Here is a 15,955-nt window from a genome sequence, read left to right as displayed (position 1 = left end):
ATAATATTGTAATTACTTAATATTCATTAGTTCATTATTTAGTTAAGCCCCCAAAAACGCCCCTAATTATAGAACCTTCTCTATTTTCATATAAAAATTATTCTGGCCTTTTTCCTGTAATATTTATTAAATGGAATTGTAATCTACCACATGAAAGGAAGGAAGAAAAATGAAAAAGATGATTCTTAATGTTGAATTTGAATTTGAGCTTGAAGTACCTGATCACGTAAAATTGGTTACTGTTAACGAGGACATAGGGGAGCTGTTATTTATTCACGGAAAACTTCTTGAACCGGAATTGGATTGGCGGGCTCTTTCAAAAATCTCTGACGATGGAGGACTCGAATTTGAAATCATCTCAGATGAATTAGCTGATGAAATACATGATATGACGAAGATAATCAATAAATCAGATATGAGAATATTATCTCCTGCTGGTAACAAGAAGGGGAAATAAAAAAATGGCGGATGCTTTCACACTCGCCCCAGCAGGAAACTTTCACTCGCCGTTTCCACTTCGTTATTGACAGAGGTAATGCCGTTGCTCTCCCCCATGGGGGCAGCTGGTCACTTGCCCGTCTTTCCTCCAGGAGATGTCCGCCCTAACCGCTGGTCCCAATATTTCTGAATCGTTAACTTATCCTTCGGTACGCACTCACAGGCCTTGATAAAATCGCTCATGGTAATAGTGCCTTCCTGAATTCCCGTCAGGGAATTGACTATATTTTCAAGACGTTCTATCCTTAATATCGCCGTAGCGTATTTGTTTTCAAGTGCTCTTATGCGGTTTTCCATATTTATTCCCTGGTCTGCTCAAATAACCCCACGGGAAGGACTGACGGTCACCTCCGGCGCGCCTCCCCGCGGGGTTTGTTTTTGTCACGCTTTGGCGTGAGCCCTATAGTCCTCCATACCCTATCCCCCTCAATCTTGGTCTCTCAGCCTTCTAAAAGCCTCAGATATTCCTTTGCCGATTCATAGCAGACCCCCATAATGAAGTTGATGAACGGCTTGTCGTCGCCCTTATGGATCTTGTTCAGGGTGTCCAGGTAGTCCCGGCGCAATACCGGGGGGATGATCGCCACGGGGTAGCCTACCTGCAGCAAGGCAAGATTCATCATCAACCGCGCCGTCCGTCCGTTGCCGTCGATGAACGGGTGAATGGTCACAAGCTCCTTGTGGAGGATCGCGGCGAATTCTACCGGGTGACTCTTCGCCCTGGCTTCCGATAACCCGGCGATGAATGACTCCATCAACTCCGGGATCCGGTCCGGCGTCGGCGGGATGAAATCCGTTCCGGTGATGATGACCCGGCGCTTTCGATACTTCCCCGCCTGCTTCGCGTCGATCCGATAGTAGAACAGCCAGTGCAGCTCCTTGATGTTTGCCTCTGTTATGTCCTGCTTCTTTGCCAACTGGTAAAGCAGGTCATAGGCTTCTGAATGCCCTAAGGCTTCCAGGTGATCCCGTACCGGCTTGCCGCCGATGGTGATACCGTCCTCAATGACGATCTTTGTTTCCGTCTCGGTTAGGGAGTTCCCTTCCAGGGCGTTGCTTGAATAAGCCATGCCGATACGGAAATATTCTTTGATCTGCTTGAGCATGTGCGCGTCAAGGGGTCTGTGGCTGTCTATGGTGGCCCGCAGTGCGTCGATCTTTTTCAATAGAGATGTTGTTGTCATGTCTTGTGATCTCCTATGCTGTTTTATGGCTCTGTGCTATCCCTTGGCCGTCTTGAATGGTATCACTTCCGCCCCCGCCTTCAGCTTATCCAGGTAATCAGCCCATGTCTGCATCATCTTCCGACGATCGACAAGGTGCGCCGTCCGGTTATAAGCCCTTCCGTTCGGGTCTCTGACGGCATGGGCAAGCTGGTGTTCGATGAAATCCGGCCGGATTAACAGCACTTCATTGATGATGGTTCGAGCCATCGCCCGGAAGCCGTGTCCTGACATTTCATCTTTTTCAAAACCCATCCGTCTCAGGGCTGCCAGGATGGCGTTATTTGACATTGGTCGGGCAAAAGATCGAGCGGAAGGGAAGACATAGCGGCTTGCACAAGTTAAGGGCTGCAATTCTTTCAATATTTCAACGGCCTGATTTGGCAGGGGAACAAGGTGTGGTTGTTTCATCTTAATTTTTTCTGCCGGGATATTCCAGGAAGCTTCATCAAGATCAATCTCCGCCCATTCTGCTTGCCTTAACTCTCCAGGTCGGACAAAGAGCATTGGGGCAAGGCGTAGGGCACACTTGGTAACAAGGTGGCCTTGATATCCTTCAATGGCCCTCAGAAGTGGGGCAACCTCTTTCGGGTCAGTAATTGCTGCACGATGTTTTTCGTTCGGCTGTGGCAGGGCGCCGCGCAGATCTGACATCGGGTCTCGTTCTGCCCTTCCAGTGGCTACGGCATACCGGAAAACTTGACCAAGCAGGCCCCGGACCCTGTGCGCTGTTTCCAAAGTACCCCGGCTTTCAATCCGTCGTAAGGCTGCCAGTAATTCAGGGGCTTTTACTTCTTTGATCGGACGTTCACCAAGCCAGGGGAAAACATCTCGCTGCAGAGAGCTTAAAAGTTTATCGCCGTAATCAGGTGTCCATTTATGGGAAAATTTCCCATGCCATTCACGGGCAATGACCTCGATGGTTTCTGTTTCCGCTGTGCTCGCTTCCTTCTGTGCCTTCCTGACCGCACCGGGATCAATGCCATTGGCAAGCTGCTTTCTTGCGTTCTCCTTTCGTTCTCTTGCGTCGGCAAGGCTTATTTCGGGGTATGAGCCCAGGGCAAGTTTCTTTTCCTTATTGTCGAAGCGATATTTTAATTGCCAAAGCTTCCCGCCCGACGATGTAACCAGGAGAAAGAGACCACCGCCATCAAAAAGTTTATAGTCTTTTTGCTGTTTCTTTGCATTGCGCACCTTGATCTCTGAAAGCGGCATTACTCTCTTTGGCATAATGGTTTTCTCCTTTTTGGGGGCTTCCACTTTTCCTTGGGGGCTTTCTACTGCTAAAAACGCCTCCAAGAATGTTAGATTGTGTTGGATTGTATAACACGAGCATGGACGGAAGTCAATAAAAAACCCGCTATTTCTAACGGGTTTTTTACTCCTTTGCACCGCATTGGATTAGTTTTTGGTGGGCCGTGCGGGACTTGAACCCGCGACCAACGGATTAAAAATCCGCTGCTCTACCAACTGAGCTAACAGCCCGACACTCAAGCTTTAATCCCTTAGCAATAACAATAACTGGTGTCAAGGATAAATCGGCTTCTAATCACGAAAGGAGTTTTTCAGGATGATGGTTTCTTCTCTCCCCGGACCAACGGAGATCAGGAACAATTTGACCCCGGATAGGGACTCTATCCGTTCCACATATCGCCTGGCGTTCTGGGGGAGATCTTCCACTGTGCGAGCGCTGCTGATGTCTTCCTTCCAACCTTCCATTACTTCATAGATCGGTTCCGCCTGAGACAAAATCTTCAGATTTGAGGGGACGGATTCCATAAATTCACCCGCCGGCGTCTTGTAGCCGACACAGACATGTATTTTATCAATACCCGTCAGGACATCAAGCTTGGTGATAGCGAGCCCGGTGATACCCGAAACGCGCACCGATTGTCTTATCAGGACCATGTCCAGCCAGCCGCACCGACGTTTTCTGCCTGTAGTGGCGCCAAATTCCTGTCCGGTCTTCTGCAGATGGGCGCCGATAGCATCATTTAGCTCGGTAACAAAGGGGCCTTCTCCTACCCTGGTAGTATAAGCCTTGCATATCCCCACCACGGCGCCGATTGCCGCCGGACCAACGCCTGTTCCCGAACAGGCGTTCCCGGCGACAGTATTGGAGGAAGTAACATAGGGGAAGGTGCCGTGATCAATATCCAGGTGACAACCTTGAGCGCCCTCAAAAAGAATTTTCTTTCCCTTACGTATTTCCCGGTCTATGATGATGGAGGTGTCGGCGATATAGGCGCTGATGCGGCCGGCATAGGCGATGTATTCTGCGTAGATTGATTTTTCATCAACCGGTTCTTCCTGAAATCTTTTCGTCAGATAAAAGTTTTTTTCCTCCACATTGCTCTTGATTTTCTCACGCAGAGTTTCATCATCCAGGAGGTCGCAAACCCTGATCCCTACGCGCCCTATCTTGTCTTCATAAGCGGGGCCTATGCCCCGGCCGGTGGTGCCGATTTTCTTCCCCAGGTGGTGGGATTCGCGGGCAATATCGAGGCGGCGGTGATAGGGCATGATCAAGTGGGCCTTTTCACTGATGAACAGCTTCGTATTGGCTGGCAGCAGTTTGCGGGCGCGCAGACTGTCGAGTTCCTGAATGATCACCTGCGGATCAATCACCACGCCGTTGCCGATGATGCAGATCTTGTTGTCATGCAGAATACCGGAAGGGATAAGGTGCAGAATAGTCCGTTCGCCCTTGACAACTATTGTATGCCCGGCGTTGTTACCCCCTTGATAACGGGCTATAACATCTGCATTTTCAGCATACAAATCCACAACTTTACCCTTGCCCTCGTCACCCCACTGGGTGCCGACGACCACCACGTTCGCCATAATAGATTTTTCTCCAGTTCAAGTAATGATGAACTCGTAAAAATGTCACATCTTCAGAGACTTGGTTCAAACCACTTGAATTTTTTCGTTATATACCTTTTCCAGTGCCGCCAGTGCCGCCTTGACGTCCCCGGGTTCAATGGTGGAACCGCACCAGAAGCGAAATCCCGGGGGGGCATCCTTATAAGAGGCGACATCATGTGCCAGGCCTTTTTTACTCAACTCACCGGCGATGCCCTTGAGAAATTTTGCCCGCTCTTCCTTGGCCATGGCCTGAACCTTTTCGCTGACGACGGAAAGGCAAACGGAGGTACTGGAGCGTGTCGCAGGAGACTGGGCGAGGAATTCAATCCAGGCGGTTTTTGCCACCCAATCGGCCACCACCTGCAGGTTTGCAAGGCTCCTGGCCATGAGGCCGTTCAGCCCTATTGAGCCTGCCCAGGCGAGGGCATCGAGATAATCCTCTACGCAGAGCAGGGAAGGGGTATTAATGGTATCCCCTTCGAAGATGCTTTTATCTACCGTGCCCCCCTTTTTCATCCGGAAAACCTTAGGCATTGGCCAGGGCGGGTCATAAGCTTCAATGCGGGCCACGGCCCGGGGGCTGAGGACCAGCATGCCCTGGCCGGCTTCCCCGCCCAGACATTTTTGCCAGGAGAAGGTCAGAACGTCTACCTTTGACCAGTCAATGGGCATGGCAAAGGCGGCGCTGGTGGCGTCGCAGATGGACAAACCCTGCCGGTCAGCGGGTATCCAGTCCCAATCGGGGATTTTGACGCCGCTGGTGGTTCCGTTCGCCACAAAAACCACATCTGAGGACCAGTCCACCGCTTTCAAGTCGGGTAATTTGCCGTAGTCAGCTTTCTGAATGGTGGGATTCAACTTCAACTGTTTGACGATATCGCTGGCCCATCCCTCGCCAAAACTTTCCCACACCAGGACCGTAACGGGCCTGGGACCAAGGAAAGTCCACATGGCGGCCTCAAAGGCGCCCGTATCGGAGCCGGGAAATATTCCGAGCAGGTAATCGGCCGGTACTTGGAGAATCCGCTTGCTCTCGACGATGGTCTTGACAATTTTTTCCTTTCCCAGCGCGGAACGATGGGAACGACCAACGGCGGAATCCTTTAAGGCATCGAGATTCCAATTTGGTCTTTTGCTGCAGGGGCCGGAACTGAAATTTGGATTATGCATGATCTCCTCCTTTTCACTGCTGTTAGAATTGTTAGTGTGGTCTTGTTCATATCAGGATTGCGACGATTACTCAAGGGATTTTGATGTCGTTTTCCTGGTTGACGGCAGAGTGATAAAAGCATATATTATCACAACAATATAGGGAGGGGCACTTGCAACAGAAAAAAAATAAAACCCGGTTTTTTTGCCAGAACTGTGGCCATCAATCGCCTAAGTGGCTGGGCAAATGTCCCTCCTGCGAAAGCTGGAACCAGTTCGTGGAAGAGGAAGTGGGCCAGACCGTTTCCACGAGCAATTCCGAACTGCAATTTCACGAAGAGATTGTTCCCATCTCCGCGATCATGGCGGAGGAAGGGGAGCGGATTCCCACTGGGATCGGAGAGATGGACCGGGTGCTGGGAGGCGGCCTGGTCGGCGGTTCGGCGGTCCTGGTGGGGGGCGATCCGGGGATTGGGAAATCAACGCTGCTCCTGCAGGTTTTCCAGAACCTCGCGACCCGAGGGTTTAAGGTTCTCTATGTGACGGGCGAGGAGTCGGCGCGCCAGGTAAAACTCAGAGGCGCCAGGATCGGCGCAACTTCGGATAATCTGCTCATCATGGTAGAGATATCCCTGGAAGCCATCATGCAGCAGATCGTGGCCATAAAACCACATGTAGTCGTCATTGATTCCATCCAGACTGTCTATACGGGCAACCTTTCCTCGGCACCCGGGAGCGTGGGACAGGTCAGGGAGTCGTCGGGAAGACTGATCCTGCTGGCGAAGAAGCTGAACATTCCTTTTTTTCTGGTAGGGCATGTGACGAAGGATGGTTCCATTGCCGGTCCGAAGGTGCTGGAGCATATGGTGGACACGGTGCTGTATTTTGAGGCCGATTCCGGTCATGCCTACCGCATCATCCGGAGCATCAAAAATCGTTTCGGACCCGCCAATGAAATAGGGGTCTTCGAGATGCGGGACAATGGCCTGGCGGAGGTGGAAAATCCCTCGGCTTTTTTCCTGGCGGAACGACCGGCAGGCGCCGCGGGTTCGGTAGTAGTGCCCAGTATCGAGGGGTCCAGACCAATCATGATTGAAATCCAGTCCCTTGTGAGCCCCACCTATCTGGGGATGCCGCGCCGCACCGCCATGGGGGTTGACCATAACCGGGTATCGCTCTTGATTGCCGTGATGGATAAGATATGCGGTCTCAGCCTCGGCAATCATGATGTTTTTCTAAACATTGCCGGAGGTATCAAGACGGCTGAGCCGGCAATTGATATGGGCATCGTCGCATCTCTTGCTTCCAGCTTCCATAGCCGCCCGGTGGATGTCAATACGGCTGTCTTTGGTGAGGTAGGCTTGACGGGAGAGATCCGCGGCATTTCCCGCATGGGCGATAGAATCAAGGAAGCCGCCCGCATGGGCTTTACCCGTTGCATCATCCCCAGGACCACATCTGCCGACGATGCCCTGTTCCCCGGCATTCAACTCATTAAAGTCAACAATTTGCGAGAGCTGTTTGCCCACATGTTTTAGTGAGTTAGGATTTGCTTCCTTCGGGAAGCAAATCCGTGAACGAACTATCCCCGTTCGTAGGGGGCAGTGAGTTAGAAATTTTCCCCCCGGCGGCTTGACAAGTGAAAATTGATGTTTATTATACAGGTGGTTTTGTTCATGGGAGCAAATAATCAAGGTGGATAGGTAAATAGCGAATAGGTAAATATTTCAAGATCTAAAATTATTTAGAAAGGAGATGTTGCGGTATGAAGATCAGGCCATTGCAGGACAGAGTAATCGTGAAACGCTTGCCCGAGGAGGAGAAGACAAAGGGTGGTATTATTATCCCCGATTCGGCCAAGGAAAAACCCCAGCAGGGTGAAGTGGTAGCGGTCGGCAAGGGGAAAATTGCCGATGACGGCAAGCTTATCAAGCTGGACGTGAAGAAGGGGGACCGGATACTTTTCAGCAAGTATGGCGGCACGGAGGTTAAGATCGAAGGCGAGGAGCATCTGATCATGAGAGAAGATGATATCCTGGGAATTATAGAGTAATAAATAAGGAGGATGAATTAGTATGGGAGCAAAGATTTTATTATACGATGAAGATGCAAGAAAAGCGATTCTTAAGGGTGTAAATACCCTGGCGGATGCCGTCAAGGTTACCCTTGGTCCTAAAGGAAGAAATGTAATCATTGACAAAAGCTATGGTTCACCTACGGTTACAAAGGATGGCGTTACCGTTGCCAAAGAGATCGAACTGGAAGACAAATTTGAAAACATGGGCGCCCAGATGGTCCGGGAAGTTGCCAGCAAAACCAGTGATGTAGCCGGTGACGGCACCACTACGGCAACGCTTCTCGCGCAGGCAATCTATCGCGAAGGCGCGAAGACAGTAGCCGCCGGCAGCAACCCCATGGACGTCAAGCGCGGCATTGAAAAGGCTGTGGAAGTAGTCGTGAAGGAGCTCCGCCAGTTGAGCAAGCCCACCAAAGATCAGAAAGAAATAGCTCAGGTTGGCACCATTTCCGCCAACAACGATGAGACGATCGGCAGCATCATTGCCGAGGCGATGGGCAAGGTAGGCAAGGAAGGCGTTATCACCGTAGAAGAGGCCAAAGGCCTGGAGACGGAACTGGAGATCGTGGAAGGCATGCAGTTTGACCGCGGTTACCTGTCCCCATATTTTGTCACGAACGCGGAGAAAATGAATGTCAGCCTTGAGGATTGCTATATCCTCATCAACGAGAAGAAAATAAGCAACATGAAGGATCTCCTTCCCATTCTGGAGCAGATTGCCAAGTCGGGCAAGCCCCTGCTAATCATTGCCGAAGACATCGAAGGCGAGGCGCTGGCCACCCTGGTAGTCAACAAGATTCGCGGCACCCTGCATGTGGCAGCCGTCAAGGCGCCGGGTTTTGGCGACCGACGCAAGGCCATGCTGGAGGACATTGCCACCCTCACGGGCGGGCAGGTAATCTCCGAAGATACCGGTTCCAAACTGGAGAATATCACTCTGAGTGATCTGGGCCACGCCAAGAAGATTATGATTGATAAGGATAACACGACCATCGTTGACGGCGCCGGCAAGCGCGCTGATCTGGAAGGCAGAGTAAAGCAGATCAGGGCGCAGATAGAGGAAACCACTTCCGATTACGACCGCGAGAAGCTCCAGGAAAGACTGGCGAAGCTGGTCGGAGGCGTAGCCGTGATCAAGGTCGGCGCCGCCACGGAAACGGAGATGAAGGAGAAGAAAGCCCGTGTCGAGGATGCGCTTAATGCTACCCGCGCTGCCGTTGAAGAAGGAATTGTCCCGGGCGGCGGTGTGGCATACATTAGATGCCTGCCAGCCCTCAGCGAATTGAAACTCGCAAACACCGATGAACAGGTCGGGGTAGGAATTGTGAAGAAGGCCCTCGAGGAACCCTTGAAGATGATCGCCAACAATGCCGGGATGGAAGGAAGTATTGTGGTCGAGAAAGTCAAGGAGAAGAAAGGAGCCTTTGGATTTAATGCCCGGACGGATCAATATGAAGACATGATCAAGGCCGGTGTCATTGACCCCACCAAGGTGACCCGATTTGCTCTGCAGAATGCGGCGAGCGTTGCCTCTCTCATGCTGACCACACAGTGCATGATTGCCGACAAACCCGAGGATAAGGGCGCCGGCGGAATGCCCGGTATGCCTCCCGGAGGCGGCGGATACCCAGGAATGGGCGGAATGGGCATGTAACAAAGAAGAACAGTTTGTTTTAAGCTGTCTGGTAAGAAGCCCTGACCTGAAAAGGCCGGGGCTTTTTTTATCTGATCAGGTCAAATACGGCCTTCTTGGTCTTGAAAGTCGTGATGTTATATGTTAGTGCTCTACCAACTTTTATAACTGAGGTGTATGGCATGGATTATAAAGAGACATTGAATCTGCCGAAAACTGATTTCCCCATGAAGGCCAACCTGGCCCGGAAGGAACCGGAACTTCTGAAGAATTGGGCAGAAACGGGGCTATACGAAAAAATCAGGGACGGCGCCCGGGGGCGAGAGACTTACATCCTCCACGATGGTCCCCCCTACGCGAACGGCAGCATCCATCTGGGAACGGCTTTAAATAAGATTCTCAAGGATATGGTGATCAAATCCCGGAATATGTCCGGTTTGGACAGCATATATGTCCCCGGCTGGGACTGTCACGGGTTGCCTATTGAGCATCAGGTGGATAAGGAATTAGGTGAGAAACGCCGCACCATGTCGCAGACGGAAAAGCGCCGCGCCTGCCGCCACTATGCCGAGAAATATGTGGATATTCAGCGGGAGCAGTTCAAACGCCTGGGTGTGTTTGGCGAATGGGACAACCCCTATCTGACCATGAATTACAGTTACGAAGCGGCCACTGTGGCGGAGCTCGGGAAGCTTTTCCTGAACGGCAGCGTTTATAAGGGTAAAAAGCCGGTTTACTGGTGCGCCTCCTGCAAGACCGCTCTGGCGGAGGCCGAGGTCGAATACGCGGACCACAAGACGCCATCCATCTATGTCAAGTTTCCCCTCCTGTCCGACCTTACGGCCATTGTGCCTGCCTTGCAGGGTAAACAGGCCAGCCTTGTGATCTGGACCACCACCCCTTGGACACTCCCTGCCAACCTGGCGATTGCCGTACATAAGGACTTCATCTACTCCGTGTTGAAGGTGGGCGAGGAAGTGCTGATTCTGGCCAGGGATATGCAGGAAAGTTGTCTTACGACCTTTGGCAGCCGCGATTTTGAAGTTCTGGGCGAGATCGAAGGCGCCGCGCTGGAGGGGGTAAAATATCGCCATCCCTGGATTGATCGCGAAGGCACGCTGATTCTGGCACCCTTTGTAACCTTGGAGGCAGGAACAGGTTTAGTGCACATCGCCCCGGGGCATGGTCAGGAGGATTACGAGATCGGTATGAAGTACGGGCTGGCCAATTACGCCCCCGTTGACGACGCAGGAAAGTTTACAGCAGACGTGGATGAGTTTGCCGGCCAGTTCGTTTTTGACGCCAATGCCAGTATCAATAAAAAATTGCAGGCAATGGGATCGTTACTGGCCCTGCAGGAAATGAGTCATTCCTATCCCCATTGCTGGCGCTGCAAGCAACCGATAATTTTCCGCTCTACGGAGCAGTATTTCATCTCTATGGAAAAGAATGATCTCCGTAAAAATACACTCAAGGCCATAGACGAAGTGAAATGGATCCCTGCCTGGGGGCACGACCGCATCTACGGCATGGTAGAGAACCGCCCTGATTGGTGTATTTCGCGGCAGCGGCTGTGGGGTGTTCCGATTACCATTTTCTACTGCGCCGGCTGTCATGGCGAGGTCATGACGGAAGATATCCTCCGGCATATAATCGGGCTGGTGGAGCAGCATGGCGCCGACGTGTGGTTTGAAAGAGAGCCGCGCGACCTGATGCCTGCAGGTACGACCTGTCCTCATTGCTGAGGAACGGACTTTACGAAGGAAACTAATATTCTGGATGTATGGTTTGATTCCGGTGTGAGTCATGCCGCCGTGCTGGAAAAACGTCCCTATCTCAAAGCGCCGGCGGACTTGTATCTTGAAGGTTCGGATCAGCACCGCGGCTGGTTTCATTCCTCCCTGCTCGAGTCGGTGGGGACCCGGGGGAGGGCGCCTTACAAGAGTGTCTTGACTCACGGTTTCGTGGTGGACGGCGAGGGCAAGAAGATGTCCAAGTCCGTAGGCAACGTCATTGATTCGCACGAAATCATCGAGCAGTACGGAGCGGAAATATTGCGTCTCTGGGTGGCAGCGGCCGATTATACCGAGGACATCAGAGTTTCCGGAGAGATTCTAAAACGTTTGGTGGAGGCCTACCGGCGCATCCGCAATACCTGCCGTTACATACTGGGGAACCTCTATGATTTCGACGTGGCTGCAGATTTGATGGCCTATCAGGACATGGAAGAAATAGACCGTTTTGCGTTAAACAGGTTGGAAGAGGTAGCCCATCGCGTGCGGGAGGCCTATGATGGTTTCCAGTTTCATGTAGTTTACTACAGCCTTTACAACTTCTGCACCGTGGATCTGAGCGCCCTTTATCTCGATGTCCTCAAAGACCGGCTGTATACATCTCCGGCACGCTCCCGGCAAAGACGTTCCGCCCAGAGCGCCATGTATCTGCTTCTCAATACGATGGTGAGACTTTTAGCGCCGATGCTCAGTTTTACGGCCGAGGAAGTGTGGTCGGCCATGCCTGACTACGCCGGCAAGGAAGCGAGTATCCATTTGGCGCAATTTCCGGAGCCCAATCCTGTCCATGTGGACACAGAACTGGCCGAGCGCTGGAAGCTGATGCTGGAAGTAAGGGTTGAAGCCTCCAAGGCCATAGAAGCGGCCAGGCAAAACAAGGTCATCGGTCATTCTTTAGATGCAGCGGTGGACATTTGTCCACCCGATTCTTTGCGCGCCTTGCTCACATCATACAGGGAAGAGATGCGATCGTTGCTCATCGTATCGCAGGTAAATATTGTGGCTGACGATGCCATCCTGGCCGCATACGAAAGCAGCGAAATCAGCGGTTTGAAGGTCGGCGTTACCAAGTCGGCAGGACAGAAATGCGGACGCTGCTGGATATACAGCGGTTCCGTAGGATCTGACGCCGGTCATCCGGAAATTTGCGATCGGTGCCTGGCCAGCATTTCCTGAATAATTACCGGGATCAGCGAGGTAGTTGCTTGTTGAATAAATACATCATATTTTTTCTGACGGTGATTTGTGTTGTGCTGCTGGACCAGGTGACCAAGGCCTTCATTCATTCGGCCATGTCCCTTTATAGCTCCCGGGTGGTTATTGATGGTTTTTTAAGCATCACTTATGTCAGAAACCCAGGAGCGGCCTTCGGTTTTCTTTCCCAGGCCCCGCCATATTTTCGCTCCATTTTTTTTGTGCTGGTCACGTTATTGGCAATAGGGATGATTTTATACTACCTGGTAAAAAGCCAGGCCGATCAGCCCTTGCTGGTTTTTGCTCTTTCTCTCATTTTCAGTGGGGCGCTGGGGAATCTTATTGACCGGCTGCGTTTTGGCGAAGTGGTTGATTTTATAGATGTCTATTTCCGCTCACATCACTGGCCGGCTTTTAATGTGGCCGATGCCGCCATCTCTGTGGGGGCCATGATCATGCTTCTGGAAATGGTGAGGCACAGAGATGTTAAGGGTGGAGGGTAAAAGGCGAAGGATTCTCCTATTTACCTTTCACTATTAACTGTTTTCTGCCGTTCCTCTTTCATACGTTCCAGTTCTTCCCGGTACTGCTCGGCCTTGGCCTTCATGAGGTCAATCTCTTCCTTGGCTTTGGCCAGTTCCTCTTCCTGTTTTTCCGACTCCTCCCGCAGCTTGCTCTGTAACTCATCAAAGCCGATATAGGCTGCCATGACGCCCCCCAAAAGCAGCAGAATGGGCAACCCGCCTTTGAGAAGGGTGATGAAATCCTTTATCCATTCAAATAAACCGACCAGACCAAGAATCGCCGAAACGGCGCCACCCAGTAGCAGCGTCATATTGCATCCCTCCTCGGGGAACATGATGTAACCGTGTTCCCACAAATAATTTCTAACATGCTTCGTTGGGCCCGCTTTGGGCATGTACTATCATGAACGGATGGAGATGGCAAGGCGAAATTCAAGCGATCTAGCGCCGTCACTAATGGTCTGCAACGGAACATCTGTTGCGTTACAGACCCTTACGCACATTCCGAATATCCGCAGACTCGGCACACAGCGCAGCCGCCTTCGTGTTCCACCCTGCCCCCGCACTCGGGGCAAGCGCCCCGTTCATGGACCTGGTTTTCCAGATCGGTGTCGTATCCCTTCTCCGTCATGTGGAACTGGATGGCCTTGGCGACCGCGTCGGAGCAGGAGAGTACCCGGTTTTCGCCAAAACCAGCGGGAAGATGGCAGGATATGCCGAGGAGCTGCTTGACGACCTGGCGGGCCTGGACACCGCTCCTCCAGGCGAGGGAAACCATCCTGCCGATCGCCTCGCACTGGGAGGAAGCGCAACCCCCGGCTTTCCCCATCGTGGTGAATAGTTCAAACAGTCCAGCTTTATCCTCGTTGATGGTGATATAGATCGGTCCGCAACCGGTCTGAATCTGATAAGTCCACCCCTTCAGGACCTTGGGACGTTCCCGCTTGTGTAATTTTTTCTCTTCTTTCGGGGCCGTCGCTTTCTCTTCCATCTTGCCGGTGGAAAGGACCTGCTCGTCCCGGGAACCGTCGCGATATATGGTTGCCCCCTTGCATCCCAAAGAGTAGGCGAGACGATAAACCTTTTCTACATCTTCGATAGTGGCCGTATGAGGGAAGTTTACCGTTTTGGATACGGCATTGTCGGTGTATTTCTGGAAGGCAGCCTGCATATTGATGTGGTCCTCCGGGGTGATGTCATGAGCGGTGACAAATATGCGGCGCACATCTTCCGGGACTTCCTTCAAGTCCTGGACGGTGCCATGTTGAGCAATCTCCTCCATCAGCTCCTGGGAGTAGAAACCCCGCTCGCGGGCGAGACTATCGAAGGCCGGGTTTACCTCCACGAGAATATTTTTATCCATAACCTGCCGGACAAAAGATACGGCAAAGAGAGGTTCGACCCCCGATGAGGCGTTGGCAATAATTGAGATGGTGCCAGTCGGGGCGATCGTGGTTATGGTAGCGTTCCTGATTGGCGAAAGCCCCGGTCTGTCGTAGATGGAACCGGTAAAATTGGGGAAAGGACCGCGCGTCAGGGCCAGTTCCCTTGAGGCGGCATGCCCCTCGTCGTTGATGAATTTCATAACTCTCTCGCCGAGAGCAATGGCCTCGGGAGAATTGTAAGGGATTTTGAGCAGGATCAGCGTGTCTGCCCACCCCATGAGGCCGAGACCGATCTTGCGGTTGCCCCTTGTCATCTCCGCTATTTTTGCCAGGGGATAATTATTGATCTCAATGACATTGTCCAGAAAATGGATGGCAAGGGTCACCAGTTCCTTCAGGCGTTGCCAGTCCAGCTCATGGTTCTTTACCATTTTTCCGAGGTTGATTGATCCCAGATTGCATGACTCGTAGGGAAGGAGAGGCTGTTCGCCGCAGGGATTGGTGGATTCGATCTCGCCGACCAGCGGGGTGGGGTTATCCTTGTTCAGGCGGTCCAGAAAGATGATTCCTGGCTCGCCGTTACGCCAGGCCTGAGCGACGATGCGGCTGAATACCTTGCGGGCATTGAGGGAACCCACAGCTTCTTTACTGCGGGGGTTGATAATATTGTACTCTTGGTCTTTTTCTACTGCCGCCATGAAGGCCTCGGTGAGACCGACAGAGATATTGAAATTGTTCAAGGTCCGCTGATCGTCCTTGCACATGATAAAGTCCATGATATCCGGATGGTCTATTCGGAGTATGCCCATATTGGCGCCGCGTCTGGTCCCCCCCTGTTTGATGGTTTCGGTGGCAATGTCGAAGACCCGCATGAAGGAAATCGGACCGCTGGAAATGCCGGTTGTGGACATGACAACGTCGTGGGCCGGCCGGAGCCGGGAAAAAGAAAATCCGGTGCCGCCGCCTGATTTGTGTATCAGGGCGGTCTGTTTTACCGCCTCAAATATCTCTTCCATGGAATCGCCTACGGGGATAACGAAGCAGGCAGAGAGCTGGCCCAATTCCCGTCCCGCATTCATGAGCGTCGGGGAGTTGGGAAGAAATTCCAGATTAGTCATGATCTGATAAAAGTCGTCGGACAGCTTCTTCACATCGGCCCTGTTGTCGAATGTTAAGTCGGCAGCGGCAACGGTTTCGGCAACCCGGTGAAACATTTGTGCCGCTGTCTCCAGAACTTTGCCCTCATGGTCCCGGCGCAGATAGCGTTTGTTGAGGACGCTAATGGCGTTGGGAGATAGACCGGTGATTTTGTCGTGGACCTTAACTTTTCCTGTCATGATTTCTGATGCTCCTTGACTTGATAAATTATCGCGCAATAATTTCTTTATACAACATATTGTGGCGTGTGCCATGTTTGCCACAACATGTATGGGTTGTCAAGAAATTTATCAGGAAATTTTTAAACCGGATTATGAAGTGAGGGGGGGTATTGCCAAAAAATGAAGCGGGATGAGCCGTGATGAGCTGGGATATGTAGTGATGATGATTAAGATTTTGGAGACGTGGCGGCAAAAAAGAGGTTTTGCCAAAAAACATTTATTTTGCACTTAT

Annotated in this window: 12 protein-coding genes, 1 tRNA gene and 1 pseudogene; 6 read left to right on the top strand and 8 right to left on the bottom strand. The window is 51.8% G+C overall.

Translation table 11 applies throughout. The features are described 5' to 3' along the window. Positions 1–169: 169 nt before the first annotated feature. On the top strand, positions 170–457 hold the full coding sequence (locus NT140_09770; GenBank protein ID MCX5832153.1) for a hypothetical protein: 288 nt from the start codon (positions 170–172) through the stop codon (positions 455–457). Positions 458–567: 110 nt separating this feature from the next. On the opposite strand, the gene NT140_09765 is transcribed toward NT140_09770, so the two are convergent. The 6 genes from NT140_09765 to NT140_09740 form a co-directional block, all read right to left on the bottom strand. After that, entirely contained in the window at positions 568–795 is a 228-nt protein-coding gene (locus NT140_09765) for a hypothetical protein (protein MCX5832152.1), read from the bottom strand. 143 nt (positions 796–938) lie between these two features. After that, positions 939–1,682 carry a Fic family protein gene (locus NT140_09760; protein ID MCX5832151.1) on the bottom strand — a complete coding sequence of 248 codons (744 nt, stop codon included), beginning with the start codon at positions 1,680–1,682 and terminating at the stop codon, positions 939–941. A 36-nt stretch (positions 1,683–1,718) separates the two neighbouring features. Next, entirely contained in the window at positions 1,719–2,951 is a 1,233-nt protein-coding gene (locus tag NT140_09755; protein ID MCX5832150.1) for an integrase arm-type DNA-binding domain-containing protein, read from the bottom strand. A gap of 179 nt (positions 2,952–3,130) precedes the next feature. Beyond that, a tRNA-Lys gene (locus tag NT140_09750) sits at positions 3,131–3,206 on the bottom strand. A gap of 60 nt (positions 3,207–3,266) precedes the next feature. Then, the gene (locus NT140_09745; GenBank protein MCX5832149.1) at positions 3,267–4,565 is read right to left on the bottom strand and encodes an adenylosuccinate synthase; all 1,299 of its coding nucleotides are present in this window, start codon (positions 4,563–4,565) and stop codon (positions 3,267–3,269) included. 66 nt (positions 4,566–4,631) lie between these two features. Then, positions 4,632–5,759, bottom strand: coding sequence for a phosphoserine transaminase (locus NT140_09740; GenBank protein MCX5832148.1), 1,128 nt, complete (start codon positions 5,757–5,759; stop codon positions 4,632–4,634). A gap of 152 nt (positions 5,760–5,911) precedes the next feature. On the opposite strand from NT140_09740, the gene radA reads away from it, so the two are divergent. From radA to lspA, 5 genes and pseudogenes are all read left to right on the top strand, one after another. Further along, positions 5,912–7,276, top strand: coding sequence for a DNA repair protein RadA (gene radA / locus NT140_09735; protein MCX5832147.1), 1,365 nt, complete (start codon positions 5,912–5,914; stop codon positions 7,274–7,276). 227 nt (positions 7,277–7,503) lie between these two features. Continuing rightward, positions 7,504–7,791, top strand: coding sequence for a co-chaperone GroES (gene groES / locus NT140_09730; protein ID MCX5832146.1), 288 nt, complete (start codon positions 7,504–7,506; stop codon positions 7,789–7,791). A 22-nt stretch (positions 7,792–7,813) separates the two neighbouring features. Further along, the gene (gene groL / locus NT140_09725; GenBank protein ID MCX5832145.1) at positions 7,814–9,469 is read left to right on the top strand and encodes a chaperonin GroEL; all 1,656 of its coding nucleotides are present in this window, start codon (positions 7,814–7,816) and stop codon (positions 9,467–9,469) included. A 161-nt stretch (positions 9,470–9,630) separates the two neighbouring features. After that, positions 9,631–12,417, top strand: a pseudogene (gene ileS, locus NT140_09720) (isoleucine--tRNA ligase). A 29-nt stretch (positions 12,418–12,446) separates the two neighbouring features. Further along, entirely contained in the window at positions 12,447–12,938 is a 492-nt protein-coding gene (gene lspA, locus NT140_09715) for a signal peptidase II (GenBank protein ID MCX5832144.1), read from the top strand. Between the two features lie 20 nt (positions 12,939–12,958). Here lspA and NT140_09710 read toward each other — a convergent pair whose 3' ends face one another. Continuing rightward, positions 12,959–13,270, bottom strand: coding sequence for a hypothetical protein (locus NT140_09710; GenBank protein MCX5832143.1), 312 nt, complete (start codon positions 13,268–13,270; stop codon positions 12,959–12,961). Between the two features lie 182 nt (positions 13,271–13,452). Beyond that, positions 13,453–15,681, bottom strand: coding sequence for a vitamin B12-dependent ribonucleotide reductase (locus NT140_09705; GenBank protein MCX5832142.1), 2,229 nt, complete (start codon positions 15,679–15,681; stop codon positions 13,453–13,455). Between the last annotated feature and the right edge of the window lie 274 nt (positions 15,682–15,955).

Source organism: Deltaproteobacteria bacterium, assembly GCA_026388415.1.
GTDB lineage: Bacteria > Desulfobacterota > Syntrophia > Syntrophales > JACQWR01 > JAPLJV01.
This window is presented reverse-complemented; position numbering and strand designations above follow the sequence as displayed.

Coding starts and splice junctions, on each gene's coding strand:
- NT140_09705 (MCX5832142.1), bottom strand. CDS start 15,681: ATGACAGGAAAAGTTAAGGTCCACGACAAAATCACCGGTCTATCTCCC.
- groL (MCX5832145.1), top strand. CDS start 7,814: ATGGGAGCAAAGATTTTATTATACGATGAAGATGCAAGAAAAGCGATT.
- NT140_09755 (MCX5832150.1), bottom strand. CDS start 2,951: ATGCCAAAGAGAGTAATGCCGCTTTCAGAGATCAAGGTGCGCAATGCA.
- groES (MCX5832146.1), top strand. CDS start 7,504: ATGAAGATCAGGCCATTGCAGGACAGAGTAATCGTGAAACGCTTGCCC.
- NT140_09760 (MCX5832151.1), bottom strand. CDS start 1,682: ATGACAACAACATCTCTATTGAAAAAGATCGACGCACTGCGGGCCACC.
- NT140_09745 (MCX5832149.1), bottom strand. CDS start 4,565: ATGGCGAACGTGGTGGTCGTCGGCACCCAGTGGGGTGACGAGGGCAAG.
- NT140_09765 (MCX5832152.1), bottom strand. CDS start 795: ATGGAAAACCGCATAAGAGCACTTGAAAACAAATACGCTACGGCGATA.
- NT140_09710 (MCX5832143.1), bottom strand. CDS start 13,270: ATGACGCTGCTACTGGGTGGCGCCGTTTCGGCGATTCTTGGTCTGGTC.
- NT140_09740 (MCX5832148.1), bottom strand. CDS start 5,759: ATGCATAATCCAAATTTCAGTTCCGGCCCCTGCAGCAAAAGACCAAAT.
- NT140_09770 (MCX5832153.1), top strand. CDS start 170: ATGAAAAAGATGATTCTTAATGTTGAATTTGAATTTGAGCTTGAAGTA.